We start from the raw sequence: 17,060 nt of genomic DNA, 5'->3' as shown, positions 1-17,060 counted from the left end.
GTGACGGTGTTGTGGACCTGCCCGCGCTGGTCGGTGACGGGCATGTGGGTGTGGTCGCCGGTGATGACGGTGCCGGCATCGCCGGACGAGGCCGGTGGGACGGCCGTGTCGGTGTCCGCGCCGGGACCGCCGTCCGGCAGCTCACCGCCCCCGGGAGCCGGCGCTTGGCGGGGCTGCGCGGGCGAGGTCCTGTTCTTGCGCCGCCAGGGGAGTGGGGGAGTCATGCGTGGTTGCCGTCCCCCGTGACGGCCTCGCCGGTGCGCCCGCCCGTGACCACGGAACGTCCCGGTGCCGCCGACACGACGCCGACGAGCCCGGAGATGCTGCCGGCGACGACCCCCACTACGATGCGTGCTCTCCCCGCCATCCCTCCATGCTGCCGGGCCGACCGCTCACCTGTCCGGGCAACCGCGCACCCGCCACGTCCCGACCGGGCACCACAGGGGAACGGCCACGTCGGTCACCGGGTGTCGACGTCGGCGCCCAACGCCGCACGCGCCGCGGAGGACATCTGCCTCACCGCCTGCATACGCCGCTCGCTCACATCCACCGCGGCGGACGACGGCTTCCTCCCCTCCCGCACCGCTCGTAAGGTCCTCATCTCGTCGTACAGGATCGCCCGCAGGTCCCGCGCGGCCTCGAGAACCTCCAAGGGCCCTTCGACCGCCACAACATTGATCAACGCGGCCGTGCGGCCGACACCGGCCCACGCAGCGGAGAAGCAACGTTCGAACTCCTCGTCGTCGAGCCGCGCGGAATGCAACGCGCTGATCTCCGCTATGGCAGCGGCGGCACCGTCCAGGAACCGGACATACGCATCACGACGCGACGTGCGCAGCGCGGCAAGACGCTGCTCGGCTCGCTCCTCGCGTGCGATCGCCAGATGCAGTTCGCTCTGGAGCCGAGTGGCCCGCAGGTTGATGAAGGCGGTCATCCCCGCGCCGCTCAAGGCGGCGACGGCAGTGATGACCGCGACGATCACCGTCTCGTTCATGGACCGAGTCCAGCACCCACACACCCACCACGGAACCGGGGGAGAGCACCCACTCAAAGCGAGCGGCGCCCGGCAGCCTCCGCGCACCCTGTCCGCCCGGTCGGACGAGCCCCAGTCGTCCGGATGCGACCAGTCCGCTTCGTGCCCATATGCCGCGTCCCCGCCCCCGCCCCCGCCCCGGCGCCGTGCGCCGTTGGAGTCGGCCCTGGCGGCACCCATGGCACCACTGGCACTATTGGTGCCATGGGTGAGAAGAAGAGCATCAACCTCCGCTTCGAGGAGGACGAGCTGGCCTTGGTCCGCGACCGCGCCAAGCGGCTGGGCATGAGCGTGCAGCAGTACCTGCACACGGCGGCCATGAACGAGGTCAACGCCGTCCAGCGGGCCTTCGTGGCCTCGGCCCGGGACACCGTCGCCTCCTACGCCGAGGCGTTCCCCGCTCCGGAGGAGGACCGCGCCGCGCGCCGCCCCGCCCGCGACAGGGAAAGCCAGGCGGCACGTGAGGACACCGGCGGCGCGGCGCGGGACGGCGGCCGGGCCGCGTGACCCACTACGCCACCGTCCCGTACCTGCTGGCCATCGCCGAGCAGCTACCGGGGGACCCCGCCCTGGACGACCTCGGCCCGCTGTTCGCCGCCGTGGCCGCGCACCAGGCCGCCGCCATGGACACCGAGGTCTACGGCAGCGACCGCCTCAAAGCCGCCGCCCTGATGCAGTTCCTCGCCCGCAACCCCGCCCTGGAGCACTCCAACAACCTGTTCGCCTTCGCCGCCGCCAAGGCGTTCCTCGAAGCCAACGGCCACCGCCTCGACGCACCCCCCAAGGACGCCGCGCAACTGGTCGCCGACGTCGTCGACCACCGCGTCGGCATCCGCGAGACCGCCCTGCGGCTGCGCGCCTGGACCACCTGAACAGCCCCGGTCCTCCACCAACGCCGAGGAGCTCCCCGATGATGTGCGCCGGTACGTGGTCGACAACCTCGGTGACCGCGCGTCGTCCTCGCCTGTGCCACCGACCGCTCGCCTGTGCCACCGACCGCGGGCGGACGCTGATCGACCGCGGGTTGTACTTCCTGGACCGATCTCGGCCTCGCCGGGATCAGGCGCCTGATCACCCGCCGATCGAGTGCTCGGGTCCGGGGCCAAAACCGTTGTGCAGGGCCTGGATGGCCTCTGTGGCGTTGTCGTCACCGATCTGCCGGTAGATCGCGATGGCGCGGTCCACGTCGGCCAGCGCGTCTTCGGTCTGTCCCAGTTCTCGGCGTGCCCGGCCGAGCGCGGCGTACATCTGCGCCTGCCATTGGGGAATGTTCGAGGCCGGTTCCCAGGCGACGGCCGGCTCGAGTGTTTCGATCGCTTCCCGCCACCTTCCCTGCGTGATGTGCAGCAGGCCGATGTCGCGTGCCGCCGACACCCGTGTCATTTCCGCGATCACGGGCGACGGCGCGGTGGCCGGGTCGGACGCCAATGTGAGCCTGTGCCTGTAGGCCCACAGCGCCTCGTCGGGCTTCCCGATGCGCTCGAGCGCCCTACCCAGGGTGGACAGCGCGTGCATCACCATGCCTTCTCGATCGTTGACGGAGCGGAACCCTCGCATCGCCCGGTCGGCCAGCGGCAGCGCGCCGTGGGCATCCCCGGCCTTCAACAGCGCCACCGCCAGGTACGAGTCGGCCCACGCCTGCTGTCGCAGGTCCCCAGCGATGACCGCTTCCGCGTGGGCTCGACGGGCGCAGTCGATCGCTCCCGCGGTGTCGCCGAGGCAAGTGTTGTGCGCCCAGGAGAGGTAGTTCAGATGCGTTGCGGCGGCGGTGTGGTCGGCAAGCTCGGCGGCGGCGTCGCTGGACAGGGTGAACACCCGGGGCCAGTAGCCCCAGTGGGTCCAGCGGTCGGAGAACCAGTGCATGGCTTCGGCCACGTCGACCACCCGTCGCAACCTTCCGGTGGCGGCGGCCAGTTCCAGCGCGGCGAGCCAGCCGTCGGCCTCGTCCATCAACCATTGCTGTGCGGCCTCGGGGGAGTTCAGCCGCACGCGGTCGTCCCAGTGCTCGGGGAGAGCCTTGTAGTAGTCCGGTTCGAACCAGCGGCCGGCCGCGATCGCCGTGTCCAGCAGCCAGTCCACCGCTCGTGCTTCGACGGCGGCGCGCTCATCCTCGGGCTCCTCCTGCTCCAGTCGCCGCCGGGCGAAGATCCGGAGGAGGTCGTGCAGCCGGTAGCGCGCAGTGAAACGTGACTGAACCAGACCGAGCTCGACCAGCTCGTCCAGGGCGTCCTCCGTGTCGGCGTCCGGCAGTCCTCCCAGCACTGAGGCCAGTCGAGGGCCGCAGTGCGGTCCCGGCATCAGGGACAGTCGTCGGAAGAGTCGTTGCGCGGCGCCGGAGAGCTGTGTGTAGGACAACTCGAAAGCCACGGTGACCTTCAGGTCGCCGGCGGTCAGTGCGTCCAGACGGCGTTCCTCGTCCTCCAGACGGGCGGCGAGCCGGTCGGGTGACCAGTCGGGGCGGCTGGCCATGCGGTTGCCGACGATCCGCAGGGCCAGCGGGAGGTTGCCGCAGGAGTGCGCCAGTCGCGATATCGCGTCGGTGACATGGCCGGCAGCGGGTGGGCCGGGGATCAGGCGCTCCAGCAGGTCGCGGGCTTCCGCGTCAGGCAGTGGCGGCAGTGGGAGCCGGGCCACCCCCTCCAAGCCGGTGAGCAGCCGACGACTGGTGATCACTGTCAGGACCGCGCCGGTCGCCGGCAGCAGGGGACGCACCTGGGCCTCGTCCGCCGCGTTGTCCAACACCACGGCGATCCGGCGCTCGGCGGCCACGGACCGGTACAGGGCCGCCCGGGCACCCACATCGAGCGGCAGCCGCTTATGGGTCGGCGCCAGGGTGCGGATCAGCCGTTCCAGAACGACGCCGGGGTCCAGTGGGCGTGCCTCCAGGCCGCGCAGGTCGACGAAGAAGCACCCGTCGGGGAAGCGGTGCGACAGCTCACTGACGGCGTGCACGGCCAAGCTGGTCTTGCCGACCCCCGGCTGGCCCGAGATCACGACGATGGGCGCCGGCTCGTCCGGCGAACCGTCCGTGAGCGAGGCCAGCCAGCCCACTTCCTGGCCGCGGCCGGTGAAGTCGGGCACCGCGCGCGGCATCGCCATCAGCCCCGGGGCCGGGGCCGGGCTGCGGCGCTGGCCGGCGCGGGCGGCCCGCAGCAGCTCGTCGCGACAGTCACCAGTCAGTCGTAGCGCGTCCGCGAGCGCGATCACGGTGGCGCGCTGCGGCCCGAGGCTCTCACCGCGCTCCAGGTTGCCGATCGCTCGCACGCTCACCCCGGAAGCGTTCGACAACTCCTCAATGGTCATATGGGCCGCATGCCGCAGGCGCCGTAAGAGCGCCGCTAACGAGCTGTCCAATGTCCGCCTCCCCGCCGAGTATGCGCGCAGGCATTTTGTACCCGCGGTACTTGTGCCTGCTGTTCTGCCTGGGCATTGCTCGTGACGAGCAGTCTACTTGTCACGTCCGCCCCGATCGGGTGGCGGAAGTTTCCGTCCATGAAGCACCCCAATGCTCGCCGTCCGCGTACCTGGCTCCGCGCCCGGGTCGCGGCTCTCAGGGTCGGTGGACCGGCCGATCCAAGGAAAACCGGTTGGCCTCCCTGCGACCGGCACCGCGCTCCTGCTCCCGGAAAGGGCAAGTCCAGCATGAGAACCGTTCGAGCCGCCCCCGGCGCGCGGCGAGCCGTACGGCCCGTCGTGAGCATGACCTCCCTCACGGCGATCGCTGCCGGCCTGCTGGCCACCGGCTGCTCCGCGGGCCTCGCCGACAGCGCGGCGCATGTGACGCCGACCCCGCCGCCCATCGCGGCCACATCGACAGCGCCCGCCACCGGATACGACGGTCTGACGGACCTCCCGCTCTCCGACTACGGCACCTCCGAGCAGGACGACGTCCTGCTGTACCGGACAAACGAGGTGCTGGTCGCCCGCTGCATGCAAAACCGGGGATACACAAGCTATTCAAGCCGGAAGAAGACCCGGACTGCCGCGAAGACGAAAGAAGAGAAAGAAGCGATCCACCCGGCCGGCGCCTGGGGCTACATCGGCAGTGCGACCGCCAAGCGCATCGGTTTCCATGTCGCAGTACCGATTCCAGCCACCCAAGGCCCGACCGGCCAGGAATTGGATGACTACAACGCCTGCTGGGACAAAGCGGACAAGCAAGTGCCGTCTCTCGCCGGCACCCAGGGTTGGAAGCTCACCCAGGACCTGTTCGGCCAGTCGTTCCAGCGGGCGGCCGCGGACAGCCGGGTCGGTGCCGCGCGTGAACGCTGGTCGGCCTGCATGAGCTCGGCGGGGCACCCGGCCGACGATCCCGAGGAGCTGGCCAACCGCTTCCGGAACGCCAAGAAGGTGACCACGAAGGAGATCGCCGCGGCCACGGCCGACGAGTCCTGCACGCGGTCATCGAATCTGGCCGCCGTCTACTTCGCCGTCCTCGCCGGATACCAGCAGCAGCTCATATCCGCCAACGCCGAAGTCCTGACCGGCTACAAGAAACAGGTTCAGGCGCAGGTCGACCGGGCCGCACACCTGCTGGCCGCGTCTGACACGACCTGAACCAAACCCTCACCCCTCGACTCCGGACGGCACTGTGCCAGGCCGCACCACCGTCCGGCCCTCATACGGAACGAGAAGGAGAACTTCCATGAACCAAAGAGCCAAACGCTTGGTCCTGTCCGCGCTGACGACCGTCGTGGCGGCGGTCTCGGTCACCCTCGGCACCACGACGCAGGCGACCGCGATCAACAGGATCGAATGCGGACTGAGGACAGACCTCGCCATGGTCTACGGGCACGACCTGGGCGGCAGCGGTGAGCACGGCACCCGGACCTACTGCTGGGCCAACGCCGGGGAGGAAAGGTGGTCGGGCGCGTACTTCCTCGGCTGGATGAAGCAGCTCTCGACCGGGAACAACCGCGTCCAGTGGCACGGGGACGGAAGGTGGCAGCCCGCCGCCCCGATCGAGAAGTGGACCCTCTACCTGTTCCCGAACCACCCGGGCGGGGTCCGCATCGACGGCTTCAGGATCCACTGAACCTCCGGTGACACGGGGACGGCGGTCTTTCCGATCGCCGTCCCCAGGCGATCCCGGATGGGTTTCCCCGCGTCGCGTCTGCCGCACGATGAGGCTTCGAACGAGCGCGGCAGTAGCGCCAGGGCGTCGCTGCGGTGCCCGTCAGGCGTCGAAACGGCCGCGAGCACTCTCGATGTGACCGAGGTACTGGTGGGTCCAGCCGCATATGGCGTCGACCGCGGCGCGCAGGGCCCGGCCCGGCTCGGTGAGGGTGTACTCGACTCGCGGCGGCACGGTGGGGTGCACCTTCCGGTCGACCAGGCCGTTGCGCTCCAGCATGCGCAGGTTCTGGGTGAGCATCTTGTGACTGATGCCCTCGACCTCGCTCCGCAGCTCGCTGAAGCGCAGGGTGCGCTCGCCGAGCGCCTCGATGATCAGGAGCGCCCACTTGTTGGCGACGTCCGAGAAGATCTCCCGTGCCAGGGAGTCCGCGCGCCGCAGGTCAGCGTCCTCGGGCAGGCCTTTGAGCAGTTGCTTGGTCACCATCAGGTTCCCCAGTCACCGAAAAGTGCGTTCTTCCAGGTCAACCGCCACTCTCCTACAGTTTCCGAGTAACCACAAGAGAGTGCACCGGAAGGGCGAGCACCGTGACCACCATCGATGTCTTCAACTACAACGTGCCGGCCGAGAGCGACTTCGGCTACTCCCAGGCGATCAAGTCCGGCGAGCTGATCCACGTCTCCGGACAGCTCGCGTTCGATGAGGCAGGCGAGTTCCTCCACCCGGGCGACTTCGCCGCCCAGCTCGAACGGACCCACGCCAACATGGACAAGGTCCTGGACCACTACGGCGCCACCCGGAACCAGATCGTCTCGCAGACCCTGTACGTGGTGAACCTCCGGCAGAACGCCGCGGCGACGGCGGAGGGCAATCTGGGCTACTTCGGCGACCACCGCCCGGCCAGCACGGTGTTGGGCGTCACTGAACTCACCTTGCCCGGCCAGGTCATCGAGATCAGCTTCGTCATCGACACGAAACTGCCCGCCTGAGGTCTCCTCCTGGCACGTCCCACAGCCCTCATGCCGACTCGGTGGGCCCCGCCGGATCGCCGCGGACGCGCCGACGGCGGAGCCACCGTCACGGCCCGGCCCACGTCCTCGGCCACCCCGTCCGCGGCGCCGGGTCGCTCCCTCCGCCGCGCGGCACACCGTCCCTCATGGCGTCCGTCTCGCAGGTGTTCCGTTACCGCGCGTCCCGGCCCCAGGGGCTCCGATGAGTTTTCCGCCCCTCGGCGGTCTCAACGGCAGCAGCTCGCGCCGTAGCAGTATCGGCCCCTATGTGAACGGAGAGAAGGACATGTCAGCAACCCGAGGGCAGGCAGCCAAGACCGACGCGCGTGTCGTCTCCGCCGACGGCACCGAGATCGCGTTCGAGCAGTCGGGCAGTGGGCCGGCCGTCGTCCTGGTGGCCTCGGCCCTGGCTGACCGCTCTGACACGGCCAAGCTCGCAGCCCTCCTCGCCGATCACTTCACGGTGATCAACTACGACCGGCGCGGCCGGGGTGCCAGCGGTGACGCCGACGCTTACGCCGTCGAGCGCGAGATCGAGGACATCGCTGCCTTGATCGAGTACGTCGGCGGCTCGGCGTCGCTGTTCGGCTCGTCCTCCGGGGCCGTCCTGGCCCTGCGCGCGGCCGCCGCCGGAGTCGGTGTCGACCGCCTGGCCCTGTACGAGCCGCCGTTCGTGGTCGCCGACGGCGACGACGGCCCGCCCGGGGACCTCGCGCAGCAGGTCACCGCGCTGCTCGCGCAGGGCCGCGACAGCGACGCGGTCAAGTACTTCATGACCAGGGTGCAGGGCATGCCCGGCATCGCCGTGTTCTTCATGAAGCTGATGCCGAGGATGTGGGCGAACCTCACCAGGCTGGCCCGCACCCTGCCCTACGACATCGCGGTCATGGGCGGCACCCAGCAGGGCAGGCCGCTCAACGCCGAGGAGTGGAAGGGCGCGAGCGTGCCCACCCGGGTGCTGACCGGCGGCAAGAGCCCGGCCGCCTTCCGGCGCGCAGCCCGCGCCATCACCGAGATCCTGCCGCAGGCCGACCACCGCACCCTGCCCGGCCTCAACCACGGCGCGGTCGTCATGGCACCGAAGAAGATCGCCCCGCAGATCATCGAGTTCCTCAAGGAATGAGCCAGTGCTCTGACCGGGTTGACTCGCCGGGTTGACTTGCTGGGTTGATTCGCGGGGTCGGTGGTCGTGGCGGTCGGATGTGCGGTGACGTCCGATCCGGAAACGCGCCGCCGGCCCGCGCACAGCGGCGTCGCCTTCCAGCGCACCGAGACCTGGGAGGCGGCGTCGGACGGCGTATCACGTGATGCCCCCGGGCCGATGAGGCTGCGTGTGGTGACCGGTCCGTCCGCGGGGGCATTCCCGTCCCGGCGGACGGACGTCGGTTACCCGTGCGCCGCGAGGAAGGGCAGGACGACGTCGGCCATCTCGTCGGGTACCTCCTCCGCGAGGTCGTGGCCCGCGTCGAAGACGTGTCCGGTGACGTGGTGGGCCACGAGCCGCGCCTGGGACTCGTTGCGTTCGCCGATGAAGGCGGAGCCGCCGAGCGCCAGCACCGGGATGTCCAGCTTCCTGCGTGCGGCCTGCCGGTTCTGTTCGGCGTCGGTGAGCATCGCCCGGTAGACGGCGAGCATCGCGCGGATGCCGCCGGGCATGGAGTAGCAGCGCACGTACTCCTCGATCGCGTCGGGGGTGGCGGTGTCGGGGTGGCTGCGCTCGTTCTTGATCATGTAGGTGATCAGTTCGCGCTCGTGCCCGGCGATCAGCATCTCGGGGACGTCGGGCTGGAAGTAGAAGCCCAGGTGCCACAGGTGCATGCCGCTGGAGACATTCTCGGGGGTGAGGGCGGTGTGGTCCTCGAAGCCGAAGCCGGGGAACAGGGCCTCGGCGTAGACCAGGGAGGTGGCGTGGTCGCGGTGGCGAGTGGCGAGCTGGTAGCCGATCACCGCGCCCCAGTCCTCGCCGATCACGGCGTAGGTCCCATGTCCGAGGCGGGCCATCAGCTCGGCGATGTCGTCGCTCATCGTCGCGGAGTCGTAGCCGTCCGCGGGGCGGGCGGAGTCACCCAGACCGCGCAGGTCGGGCACGACGACGGTGTGGTGGGGCGTCAGCTTCGGGACCAGATGACGCCAGTGGTAGCCGGTCTTGGGCACGCCGTGCAGCAGCACCACAGCGGGGCCGGACCCGGCCGTCCGGTAGTGCAGGCTCGTTCCGTTGACGGCGGCACGGCCGGTGGCCATGGGCGTTGCGGTGTGGTCGTACATCATGACGTGGTGCTTCCTGTCGTGAGTGGGCGCGGTGGCTCGATGAGGTCAGCGGGCGGCTCGGGCCGTCGGCGCTGATGGGGGCGCCGGCGTCGCGGCCGGGAATGGGTGCTCATTTTCTTTAGCGGGCGTTACAGATTCGGCGCATGAGAAAGGCCCGGCCGAGGCCGCCGGGCCCCTCAGTCGAGAGCGGTCAGCGCGATGTCCACGAGGGGTTCGAGGGCGCGCGCGTCCGGTGTGATCTTCGAGGAGACCAGCAGCCCGTTGAGGAAGGTGACCAGGAACGCGGCGACCGTGTGCGGGTCGTGCCGCGCCGCGATCTCGCCCCGCTCCGTCGCGGCCCGCAGCACCTCGGTCAGCGCCTCGCGGCTCGCGTCCTGCATGTCGCGCACGGTGCGCAGGGTCGCCGCGTCCTGAGGCAGCCGCTCGCAGGCGGCGTTGACGGCCAGGCAGCCCCGGCCGCCGCTGCCGACGGCGATGCGGATCCGCTCCGTCAGCAGCGTACGGATCGCCGCGCGGGCGTCCGCTCCCTCCTCCAGGCTGCGCAGGGCGGCCGCCGCGAGGGTGGTGCGGTAGTGCTCCAGCGCGGCCCGGTACAGGCCGTCCTTGTCGCCGAACGCGGCGTACAGGGACCCCTGCCCGATCTCCAGGTGCTGGGCCAGATCGCGCACCGAGGTCGCCTCGTAGCCGCGCGTCCAGAACAGTTCCATGGCGCGGCTCACCGCCGCCTCGGTGTCGAACTCCCGGGTCCTCGCCATGACCCCACCGTAGCCTATCTGGATCGCTCGCTCAAGAATAAGGTCGCGGCCCGACGCCCGACCATGCGCCGACTCGCGGGCCGGCATCGCCCGCAGGGCCTGGCCGCGGGCCAGGAGCCGCTGCCGCATGCCTGTGACCACCCCACCGCCACCACGCCGCGGCACCACACGGCGACAGACCTCAACCACCCGCCACAACCGCATGACCGCACAGCCACCGAGGTCAAGGGCCCGCCGGAGGGCCCGTGATCGCCGACGAGCGGTGGTGCGGCGGATGTGGCCATCGGCACCACTCCCTCACCACCGTCCGAAGCCCCGTCAGCGACATCACCGGGCCGACGCCGGCACACCACTCGCCACCCGGCGCCATCACATCCCTGTGGTCCTGACGCTCCCGCGGGCACCGACTCTCAGATGGGTGGCCAGCTCCGCAGCGCCGCGTCGGCCACCCGCTGGAGTTCGGAGCGGGTGGCGCCGCCGGCGGCCTGGACGGCGATGCCGTTCGACACGGTCATGAGGTATCGGGCGAGCAGTTCCGGGTCCGCGCCGGGGGGCAGATCACCCTCGTCGACGGCCCGCTGGAACCGGCGGCGGAGACGGGCGCGGCCGTCGTCGCGCCAGGCGACCAGGGCGTCCTGGACCGCCCGGCCGTTGTCGCCGGAGGCCAGCGAGCCCTGCACGCCCAGGCACCCGGCGGGGCAGCCGGGGCGGGTGGTCGTGCGGACCGAGCCGGCGAGGAACGCCGTGGCCACCTCCCGGGCGCTCGGCTTCTCCAGCGCGCGGGCCACATAGGCGGCGGGGCCTTCGGTGTAGCGCTCCAGCGCCTTGCGGAACAGCTCCTCCTTGTTGCCGAAGGCCGCGTACATGCTCTTGCGGGTGATGCCCATGGCCCGGGTCAGGTCGGTCAGGCTGGCGCCCTCGTAGCCCTGCTCCCAGAAGACCATCATCGCCCGCTCCAGGGCCTCGTCGGCGTCGAAGCCCCTCGGCCGGCCGATCGGCGCTCTCCGGGTGGTCTCCACGACCCCATCCTATCTCTTGATACCGATCGGTGCAGAAGTGCTACAGTTCCATTCTGCACCGATCGGTATCTAAGTTTGGGGAGCTCAAGCAATGGGACAGTTGGAAGGCAAGACCGCCGTCGTCACCGGCGGCAGCACCGGAATCGGCCTGGCCACCGCCGCCCGGCTGGCGGCCGAGGGAGCCCATGTGTTCATCACCGGTCGGCGCAAGGAGGCACTCGACAGGGCCGTGGAGTCGATCGGTTCCGCGGTCACCGCGGTGCCGGGCGACATATCGGAGCCGACCGACCTGGACCGGCTGTACGACGCGATCCGTGACCGCGGCCGGGGCCTGGACGTGCTCTTCGCCAACGCGGGCATGGCCACGCTCGCACCGTTGGCGCAGGCCACCGGGGAACAGTTCGATCAGATCTTCGGCATCAACGTCCGGGGCACACTGCTCACCGTGCAGAAGGCGCTGCCACTGCTCAACGACGGCGCCTCGGTGATCCTGAACGACTCCATCCGCGCCGACGACGGCCGGGAGGCCTTCGGCCTGTACGCGGCGTCGAAGGCCGCGGTCCGGTCCCTCGCGCGGACCTGGGCCAACGAGCTGAAGGACAGGGGCATCCGGGTCAACACGGTCGCGCCGGGCGCGATCGACACCCCCGGAGTCGACCTCGCCATCGGCGAGGAGAACGCGGCCGCCGTCAAGGCGGAACTCGCGGCGGGAGTCCCGATCGGCCGCAGGGGACGCCCGGAGGAGGTCGCCGCCGCCGTGGCCTTTCTCGCCTCCGCGGACAGCAGCTTCATGCTCGGCACCACCCTGCACGTCAACGGCGGCGAGAACCAGTTCTGACTCCGCCGGGCGGACTCCCGACCGGCCGGCCCTGGCACACCACCCGCCACCCAGCGGAACCGAGAGCGGAAAGGACCGCTCGACCTCGCCAGGTCACATCCCTCCCCCGGGAACCGTGAGCTCGATCCGGGTGCCTGCGCGGGACCGATCTCTTCGTGACGCACGGCCGTGCGGAGCGAAGACCGAGCCCGCGCACGCGCGGCCGCACGCCACGCGCCCTCCACGGCGGGACCTCCCACCCGCGCCGCCCGTCCACGTCCCGACGCGGACGCGGGCGCGTTCCCCGCGCTGGGCGGCGAGCACGTCGCCTTCCGCTTCATGCGGTGCGGTGTGCTTGGAGGACAGCAGCCGCTGACGGTGCCCGCTCAGGCTGGAAGCTGTTGCAGGCGCCGCAGTTGTTCGGTGAGCCGCTCGGTGTCCCGGCGGAACATGGTCTCGTGCTCGACGGGATCGTAGGCGCGCACCGCCCCCTCGGTGACGAGGATGAGCCCGAGGTACACGTTGTACATGGTCAACCGCACGCGTTCCCGGTCGGTGAGCCCTCGCCCGAGGAACCCGTCGAGCACACCGGGCACCGCGTCGGGCTCACGGAACATCAGCAAGGACACCAGCTCCGCGAGGGGGTCGGCGTACAGCGCCCGCTCTCCGTCGATGATCCCCTCGATGCTCAGGTCCTCGTTGACGAAGACGTTGCCGTCCCAGAGGTCGAAGTGCACCAGCGCCGGGCGTCTGACGTCATCCAGCAGTGGCGCGTGGCGGCGGACCAGTGCGGCGATGTCGCCCGCGGCCATGGGCAGCGGCCGGTCGTACTCGACCGCGTCGGCCAGGATGTCGTCGATGAGGGACAGGAACGAGGTGCGCCAGTCAGTGGAGCGGGTGCGGCCGTCGCGGCGCGGATAGCCGAACAGTTCGCCGGTGACCGTGGTGATCCTGGCGCTGATCCGACCGAGCTCGCGGCGGATCGAGTACTCCTGCTCCGGGGTGAGCCGCGGAGCGAGGGCATGCAGGGAGGTGCCCTTCAGCCGGTCGAGCAGGAGGTAGCCGCCGTCGAGATCGGCGTGGCGGAGCGCGGGCAGTGGCACGCCTGCCTCAGCGGCCCGCTGGAAGAACTCGTGCTCGGTGCGCATGAGGTCGACCTCGTACCGCAGCAGCTTCACCTCCGGGGGCGGAGCGGCCTTGAGGACGAGGCGGGTGCCGTCGGCGAGATCGACGCCGTGGACGGCGTTGAAGAACCCGTCGGTGAACTCGTGCAGCGACATGATCTCCGCGGTGGGACCGAGCGCGGCGGCGATCACCCGTTGGATCTCGGATCTGCTCAGGTCCCGCTTGGTGGCACTGTGCACCCGCAGATCATGGCAAGCGCTGTCCACGGGGGCAAGGCGCGCCCTGACACGACGGTCCTCCCCGCGCCCGCCGGCCTCGCCTCCGGCCTGCCCGTGCCGGCCCGTGGGCGGAGCTCTCCGGCGACGCCCGGCTCGCGGGGACTGCGCCGCCCCGTCGGGGACCTCGCCGGGCCGGCGGTCCGCGGATCCACCTCCCGCTGCTATTTGACGGCGCCCGCGGTGAGACCGCGGGTGAGGGAGCGCTGGAAGAGGAGGAAGAAGACGACCATCGGGACGATGCCGAGCAGGGCGGCGGCGCTCATGGCCGTGGGGTCGCTGGTGTACTGGCCCTGCATGACGGACAGGCCCAGCGGGACGGTCTGGTTGTCGTTGGAGATCAGCAGCACGAGCGGGTAGAGGAACTCGTTCCAGCTCCAGACGAAGAAGAAGACGCACATCACCGACAGGGTGGGCCAGCTCATGGGGAGCACGATGCGCCACAGGATGGTCCAGCGGCCCGCGCCGTCCAGGGAGGCGGCCTCGATGAGCTCGCGGGGGAAGCTGCTGAAGACGGAGGAGAGCAGGTAGGTGCCGAAGGCGCTGTAGGTGACGCCCACCAGGAGGGTGTAGCCGAGCTTGCTGTCGTACAGCCCCACCTCCTTGAACAGGTAGTAGACGGGGTAGACCAGGCCCTCCTGCGGCAGGACGTTCATGCCCAGGAAGAAGACGAGGAAGGCGGTGCGCAGCCGGACCCGGCCGATGCCCAGGGCGTAGGCGTTGAACAGGGCCAGGACGACGGCGATGACGACGACGCCGAGGCTGGTCTGGACGCTGTTGAGGAGCTTCTGGGTGAAGTCGACGCGCTGCCAGACGTCCTGGATGATGCTCCAGTTCCAGTCGGCGGGCCAGGACAGCGGGCCGTTGGCGCGGTAGTCGGCGCTGCTCTTGAACGAGTTGAACAGGATGATGAGGAACGGGGCGAGGAACGCCGCGACGAACAGGCCGACCGCGGTGAGCACGGCGTAGGAGCCGGCGCCGCGCCCGCGGCGCCGGACCGCGCGGCGGCGTGGGCGAGCGGTCGCCGCCGGAGCGGCGGGTGCCTCGAGGACGGGGGGCTTGGGGCTGGTGTCGGTGCTCATGCTCATCCGTTCTCGCGGGCCTGCCGGGTCAGGAAGGTCCCGGCGATGAGCAGCACCAGGACGGTGATGGTGCTGGAGATCGCCGAGCCGTAGCCGACGTCGGCGCGTTCGAAGAAGTTCTGGTAGGCGAAGTAGGACGGGACCAGGGTGGAGTTGCCCGGCCCGCCGCCGGTGAGGACGAAGATCTGGGCGAAGACCTTCAGGCCGGCGATGGTGGTGGTGACCAGGACCACGTACACCTCGGGGCGCAGCATCGGGACGGTGATGCGGGTGAAGCGCGTCCACCAGGAGGCGCCGTCGAGGGCGGCCGCCTCGTACAGCTCGGGGTCGATGCGTTGCAGGCCGGACAGGAACAGCACGAGCGGGTAGCCGAGCTGCATCCACACCAGCACGGTGAGCACGGCCCACAGGGCCAGGTCGGGGTCGCCGAGCCAGTTCCTGGTGAGGGAGTCGAGGCCGATCGTCTGGAGCAGGCGGTTGGCGGCGCCTTCGGGGGCGAGGATCCAGCCCCACATCAGTCCGGTGACGGCCACGGGGACGACCTGGGGCAGGTACAGGCCGGAGCGGAGCACGGTGACGACGCCGTCGCCGTGCTTCTTGCCCACGTAGTCGAACAGCAGCGCGGACAGGAAGAGGCCGAGCAGGGTCGGGACGACGGAGATGCCGACGATGACGACGGCGATGTTGCGGAAGGAGGCCCAGAAGTCGGCGTCGTCCAGGAGGCGGCGGTAGTTGTCCAGGCCGGTGAAGGACGGGGTGCCGATGCCCTGCCAGGTGGTGAAGCTGTAGACGAAGGTCATCACCAGCGGGACGGCGAGGAAGAGCAGGCTCAGCAGCAGGCCCGGCAGGAGGAAGACGGCGTACCCGGTGGACCGCGGGTGACGGGTGGATTTCACTGTTGCTCCTAGGTGGGCGGGACGGCGTCCCGTGACGGGCGGGACGCCGTCCCCGGAAACGGCGCGAGGTCCGGCGCCGGCCTCAGGACCGGGAGGCGACGTGCTTCTCGTACGGGGCGGCGAGCTCGTCGAGCACCGCGTGGGGCTTGCCGCCGTTCATGAGGTTCTGGGTGGCGGCCATCCACGTGTCGTAGTAGCCGGCGACGGGCCAGTCGGGGTAGAAGGCGAGCTCGTTGCTGCCCTGGTAGGTGTTGAAGGCGGTGATGAGCGCGCGGGACCTGGGGTTGGAGACGGCGTCCGCGTCGACGGTGAGGGGGACGTTGCCCTGCTCGCCGATCAGCTTCTGGATCTTCTCCGACATGGTGATGTCGATGAAGTCCTCGGCGAGCTTCTTGTTCTTCGCCCTGGTCGGTATCACCCAGTGGTTGCCGCCCGAGCCGAGGGTCCGCTCGCTGCCCGGGTAGGGGGCGGTGGACCAGGAGAAGTCCTTGATGTCGGTGCTCAGACCGCCGAACCACCAGTTCCCGCCGACCAGGATGGGCCGCTTGGCGGACACGAACTGCTCGGTCATGTCGGTGCCCTTCAGGCCGACGTCGTCCTTGTCGAAGTAGCCCTTGTCCAGCCACTCCTTGTACTTCTCCACGGCGTAGGTCCACTCGGGGCCGTGGAAGTCGACCTCGCCCTTGTACAACTGGTAGTTGTCGACCCAGGTCTTGTCGGCCCGGGACAGGGCGAGCAGGTACAGCCAGTGGCCCGCGGGGTGGTCGTTGCCCGCGTTGGCGAGCGGGGTGACGCCGGCGGCCTTGAACTTGGCCAGGGCGGCCTCGACGCCGGCGAAGTCGGTGGGCTTGGCGACGCCGTGCTTCTTGAACAGGTCGTCGTTGTAGTACGCCAGGACGAACTCGCCGTAGTTGGGGATGCCGTACCACTTGTCGCCGCCCATCTCGCCCTTGGCGTTGTAGCGGGCGGTGACGGAGGCGCTCTCGCTGATGATCCTGTCCCAGCCGCGCTCCTTGGCCACGGCGGTGAGGTCCGTGAGCAGGCCCTGCTTGGCGAGCAGGCCGGTGGTGGCGTTGCCCTTGTTGTACTCCAGCACGTCCGGGGCCTTGTCGGAGTTGAGGATCATGCCCGCGTTCTGCTGGATCTGCTCGAAGGTCTTCTGCTCGAAGACGACCTTCACCTCGGGGTGGGTCTTCTCGAATTCGTCGATGGCGGCGGCCCATGCCTTGCCGAGGGCGCCGTCCTTGTCCTCGTAGTGCCACAGGCGCAGGGTCTTGCCGTCGCCCTCCGCGGCACCGGAGTCGCCGCACGCGGCGAGGGGTGCAACGAGTGCCAGGGCGGACACGGCCAGCACGGCACGGCGGGCGGCACGGAAGCGCATGATCGTCATGAAGGTTCCTCGGGTGTGCGCGGAGCGGGCGGTGAGGGTGCTCAGGAGGTGCGGCGACGGCGGTGGACCCGGGCTTCCCACGGCTGGAGCGTGTGCCGGGTCGTGAGCGGCGCGGGCGCGGGGACGTTCGCGATGAGCGTCTCGCTTCCCTCCCAGCCTTCGGGCAGGTCGGCCGTGAGGTCGGATCCGCCGAAGTTGGCCAGGACCAGCAGCTCGGAGCCCGACGCGGGGTCGTGCCGGATGAAGGCGTAGAGCTGCTCGTGGTCCGGGTGGAGCATGCGGAAGTCGCCGTGGGTGATGGCGGGTTCGGTGTGCC

19 protein-coding genes are annotated in these 17,060 nt (G+C 70.2%); 7 read left to right on the top strand and 12 right to left on the bottom strand.

Features of this window, described 5'->3' with window-relative positions; all coding sequences use genetic code 11:
- Window positions 1-224: hypothetical protein (locus ACYVO2_RS34445; RefSeq protein ID WP_461012037.1), on the bottom strand; the 224-nt coding region annotated here is incomplete at its 3' end.
- Between the two features lie 236 nt (window positions 225-460).
- On the bottom strand, window positions 461-994 hold the full coding sequence (locus ACYVO2_RS34440; RefSeq protein WP_461012036.1) for a hypothetical protein: 534 nt from the start codon (window positions 992-994) through the stop codon (window positions 461-463).
- A gap of 243 nt (window positions 995-1,237) precedes the next feature.
- Here ACYVO2_RS34440 and ACYVO2_RS34435 point away from each other — a divergent pair, with 243 nt between their 5' ends.
- Both ACYVO2_RS34435 and ACYVO2_RS34430 read left to right on the top strand, forming a co-directional pair.
- Window positions 1,238-1,540: a plasmid mobilization protein gene (locus ACYVO2_RS34435; RefSeq protein ID WP_461012035.1), complete on the top strand. Its 303-nt coding sequence runs from the start codon at window positions 1,238-1,240 to the stop codon at window positions 1,538-1,540.
- The gene (locus tag ACYVO2_RS34430; protein WP_461012034.1) at window positions 1,537-1,905 is read left to right on the top strand and encodes a fic family toxin-antitoxin system, toxin component; all 369 of its coding nucleotides are present in this window, start codon (window positions 1,537-1,539) and stop codon (window positions 1,903-1,905) included. Before ACYVO2_RS34435 ends, ACYVO2_RS34430 begins: the two co-directional genes overlap by 4 nt.
- Window positions 1,906-2,104: 199 nt before the next feature.
- Here the strand turns inward: ACYVO2_RS34430 and ACYVO2_RS34425 are convergent, their stop codons facing one another.
- Window positions 2,105-4,387 carry an ATP-binding protein gene (locus ACYVO2_RS34425; protein ID WP_461012033.1) on the bottom strand — a complete coding sequence of 761 codons (2,283 nt, stop codon included), beginning with the start codon at window positions 4,385-4,387 and terminating at the stop codon, window positions 2,105-2,107.
- 345 nt (window positions 4,388-4,732) lie between these two features.
- Between ACYVO2_RS34425 and ACYVO2_RS34420 the strand changes: the two genes are divergently transcribed.
- Both ACYVO2_RS34420 and ACYVO2_RS34415 read left to right on the top strand, forming a co-directional pair.
- Window positions 4,733-5,590 (top strand): hypothetical protein, encoded by an 858-nt coding sequence (locus ACYVO2_RS34420; RefSeq protein WP_461012032.1) that lies wholly within the window; start codon window positions 4,733-4,735, stop codon window positions 5,588-5,590.
- An 88-nt stretch (window positions 5,591-5,678) separates the two neighbouring features.
- Window positions 5,679-6,068: a beta/gamma crystallin domain-containing protein gene (locus ACYVO2_RS34415; protein WP_461012031.1), complete on the top strand. Its 390-nt coding sequence runs from the start codon at window positions 5,679-5,681 to the stop codon at window positions 6,066-6,068.
- A gap of 141 nt (window positions 6,069-6,209) precedes the next feature.
- On the opposite strand, the gene ACYVO2_RS34410 is transcribed toward ACYVO2_RS34415, so the two are convergent.
- The gene (locus ACYVO2_RS34410; RefSeq protein ID WP_461012030.1) at window positions 6,210-6,593 is read right to left on the bottom strand and encodes a winged helix-turn-helix transcriptional regulator; all 384 of its coding nucleotides are present in this window, start codon (window positions 6,591-6,593) and stop codon (window positions 6,210-6,212) included.
- Between the two features lie 101 nt (window positions 6,594-6,694).
- Between ACYVO2_RS34410 and ACYVO2_RS34405 the strand changes: the two genes are divergently transcribed.
- Both ACYVO2_RS34405 and ACYVO2_RS34400 read left to right on the top strand, forming a co-directional pair.
- Window positions 6,695-7,096, top strand: a complete 402-nt coding sequence (locus ACYVO2_RS34405; RefSeq protein WP_461012029.1) for a RidA family protein — start codon at window positions 6,695-6,697, stop codon at window positions 7,094-7,096.
- Between the two features lie 307 nt (window positions 7,097-7,403).
- A complete protein-coding gene (locus tag ACYVO2_RS34400) occupies window positions 7,404-8,240 on the top strand; it encodes an alpha/beta fold hydrolase (protein WP_461012028.1) in 837 nt (278 codons plus the stop codon).
- A gap of 263 nt (window positions 8,241-8,503) precedes the next feature.
- Here ACYVO2_RS34400 and ACYVO2_RS34395 read toward each other — a convergent pair whose 3' ends face one another.
- From ACYVO2_RS34395 to ACYVO2_RS34385, 3 genes are all read right to left on the bottom strand, one after another.
- Complete coding sequence (locus ACYVO2_RS34395; protein WP_461012027.1) at window positions 8,504-9,385, bottom strand: alpha/beta fold hydrolase; 882 nt, start codon at window positions 9,383-9,385, stop codon at window positions 8,504-8,506.
- Between the two features lie 176 nt (window positions 9,386-9,561).
- Window positions 9,562-10,140, bottom strand: a complete 579-nt coding sequence (locus ACYVO2_RS34390) for a TetR/AcrR family transcriptional regulator (protein WP_461012026.1) — start codon at window positions 10,138-10,140, stop codon at window positions 9,562-9,564.
- Between the two features lie 410 nt (window positions 10,141-10,550).
- Entirely contained in the window at window positions 10,551-11,159 is a 609-nt protein-coding gene (locus tag ACYVO2_RS34385; RefSeq protein WP_461012025.1) for a TetR/AcrR family transcriptional regulator, read from the bottom strand.
- Between the two features lie 91 nt (window positions 11,160-11,250).
- On the opposite strand from ACYVO2_RS34385, the gene ACYVO2_RS34380 reads away from it, so the two are divergent.
- Complete coding sequence (locus ACYVO2_RS34380; RefSeq protein ID WP_461012024.1) at window positions 11,251-11,997, top strand: SDR family oxidoreductase; 747 nt, start codon at window positions 11,251-11,253, stop codon at window positions 11,995-11,997.
- 365 nt (window positions 11,998-12,362) lie between these two features.
- Here ACYVO2_RS34380 and ACYVO2_RS34375 read toward each other — a convergent pair whose 3' ends face one another.
- The 5 genes from ACYVO2_RS34375 to ACYVO2_RS34355 all read right to left on the bottom strand — a co-directional run bounded on the left by ACYVO2_RS34375 (window position 12,363) and on the right by ACYVO2_RS34355 (window position 17,043).
- The gene (locus ACYVO2_RS34375; protein WP_461012023.1) at window positions 12,363-13,340 is read right to left on the bottom strand and encodes a phosphotransferase family protein; all 978 of its coding nucleotides are present in this window, start codon (window positions 13,338-13,340) and stop codon (window positions 12,363-12,365) included.
- A 200-nt stretch (window positions 13,341-13,540) separates the two neighbouring features.
- The gene (locus ACYVO2_RS34370) at window positions 13,541-14,458 is read right to left on the bottom strand and encodes a carbohydrate ABC transporter permease (protein WP_461012022.1); all 918 of its coding nucleotides are present in this window, start codon (window positions 14,456-14,458) and stop codon (window positions 13,541-13,543) included.
- Between the two features lie 2 nt (window positions 14,459-14,460).
- On the bottom strand, window positions 14,461-15,354 hold the full coding sequence (locus tag ACYVO2_RS34365; RefSeq protein ID WP_461012021.1) for a carbohydrate ABC transporter permease: 894 nt from the start codon (window positions 15,352-15,354) through the stop codon (window positions 14,461-14,463).
- 82 nt (window positions 15,355-15,436) lie between these two features.
- Entirely contained in the window at window positions 15,437-16,744 is a 1,308-nt protein-coding gene (locus ACYVO2_RS34360; protein ID WP_461012020.1) for an ABC transporter substrate-binding protein, read from the bottom strand.
- Window positions 16,745-16,785: 41 nt separating this feature from the next.
- A complete protein-coding gene (locus ACYVO2_RS34355) occupies window positions 16,786-17,043 on the bottom strand; it encodes an alpha-glucosidase C-terminal domain-containing protein (RefSeq protein ID WP_461012038.1) in 258 nt (85 codons plus the stop codon).
- Window positions 17,044-17,060: the final 17 nt, after the last annotated feature.

Source organism: Streptomyces capparidis (assembly GCF_054782095.1).
This window is presented reverse-complemented; position numbering and strand designations above follow the sequence as displayed.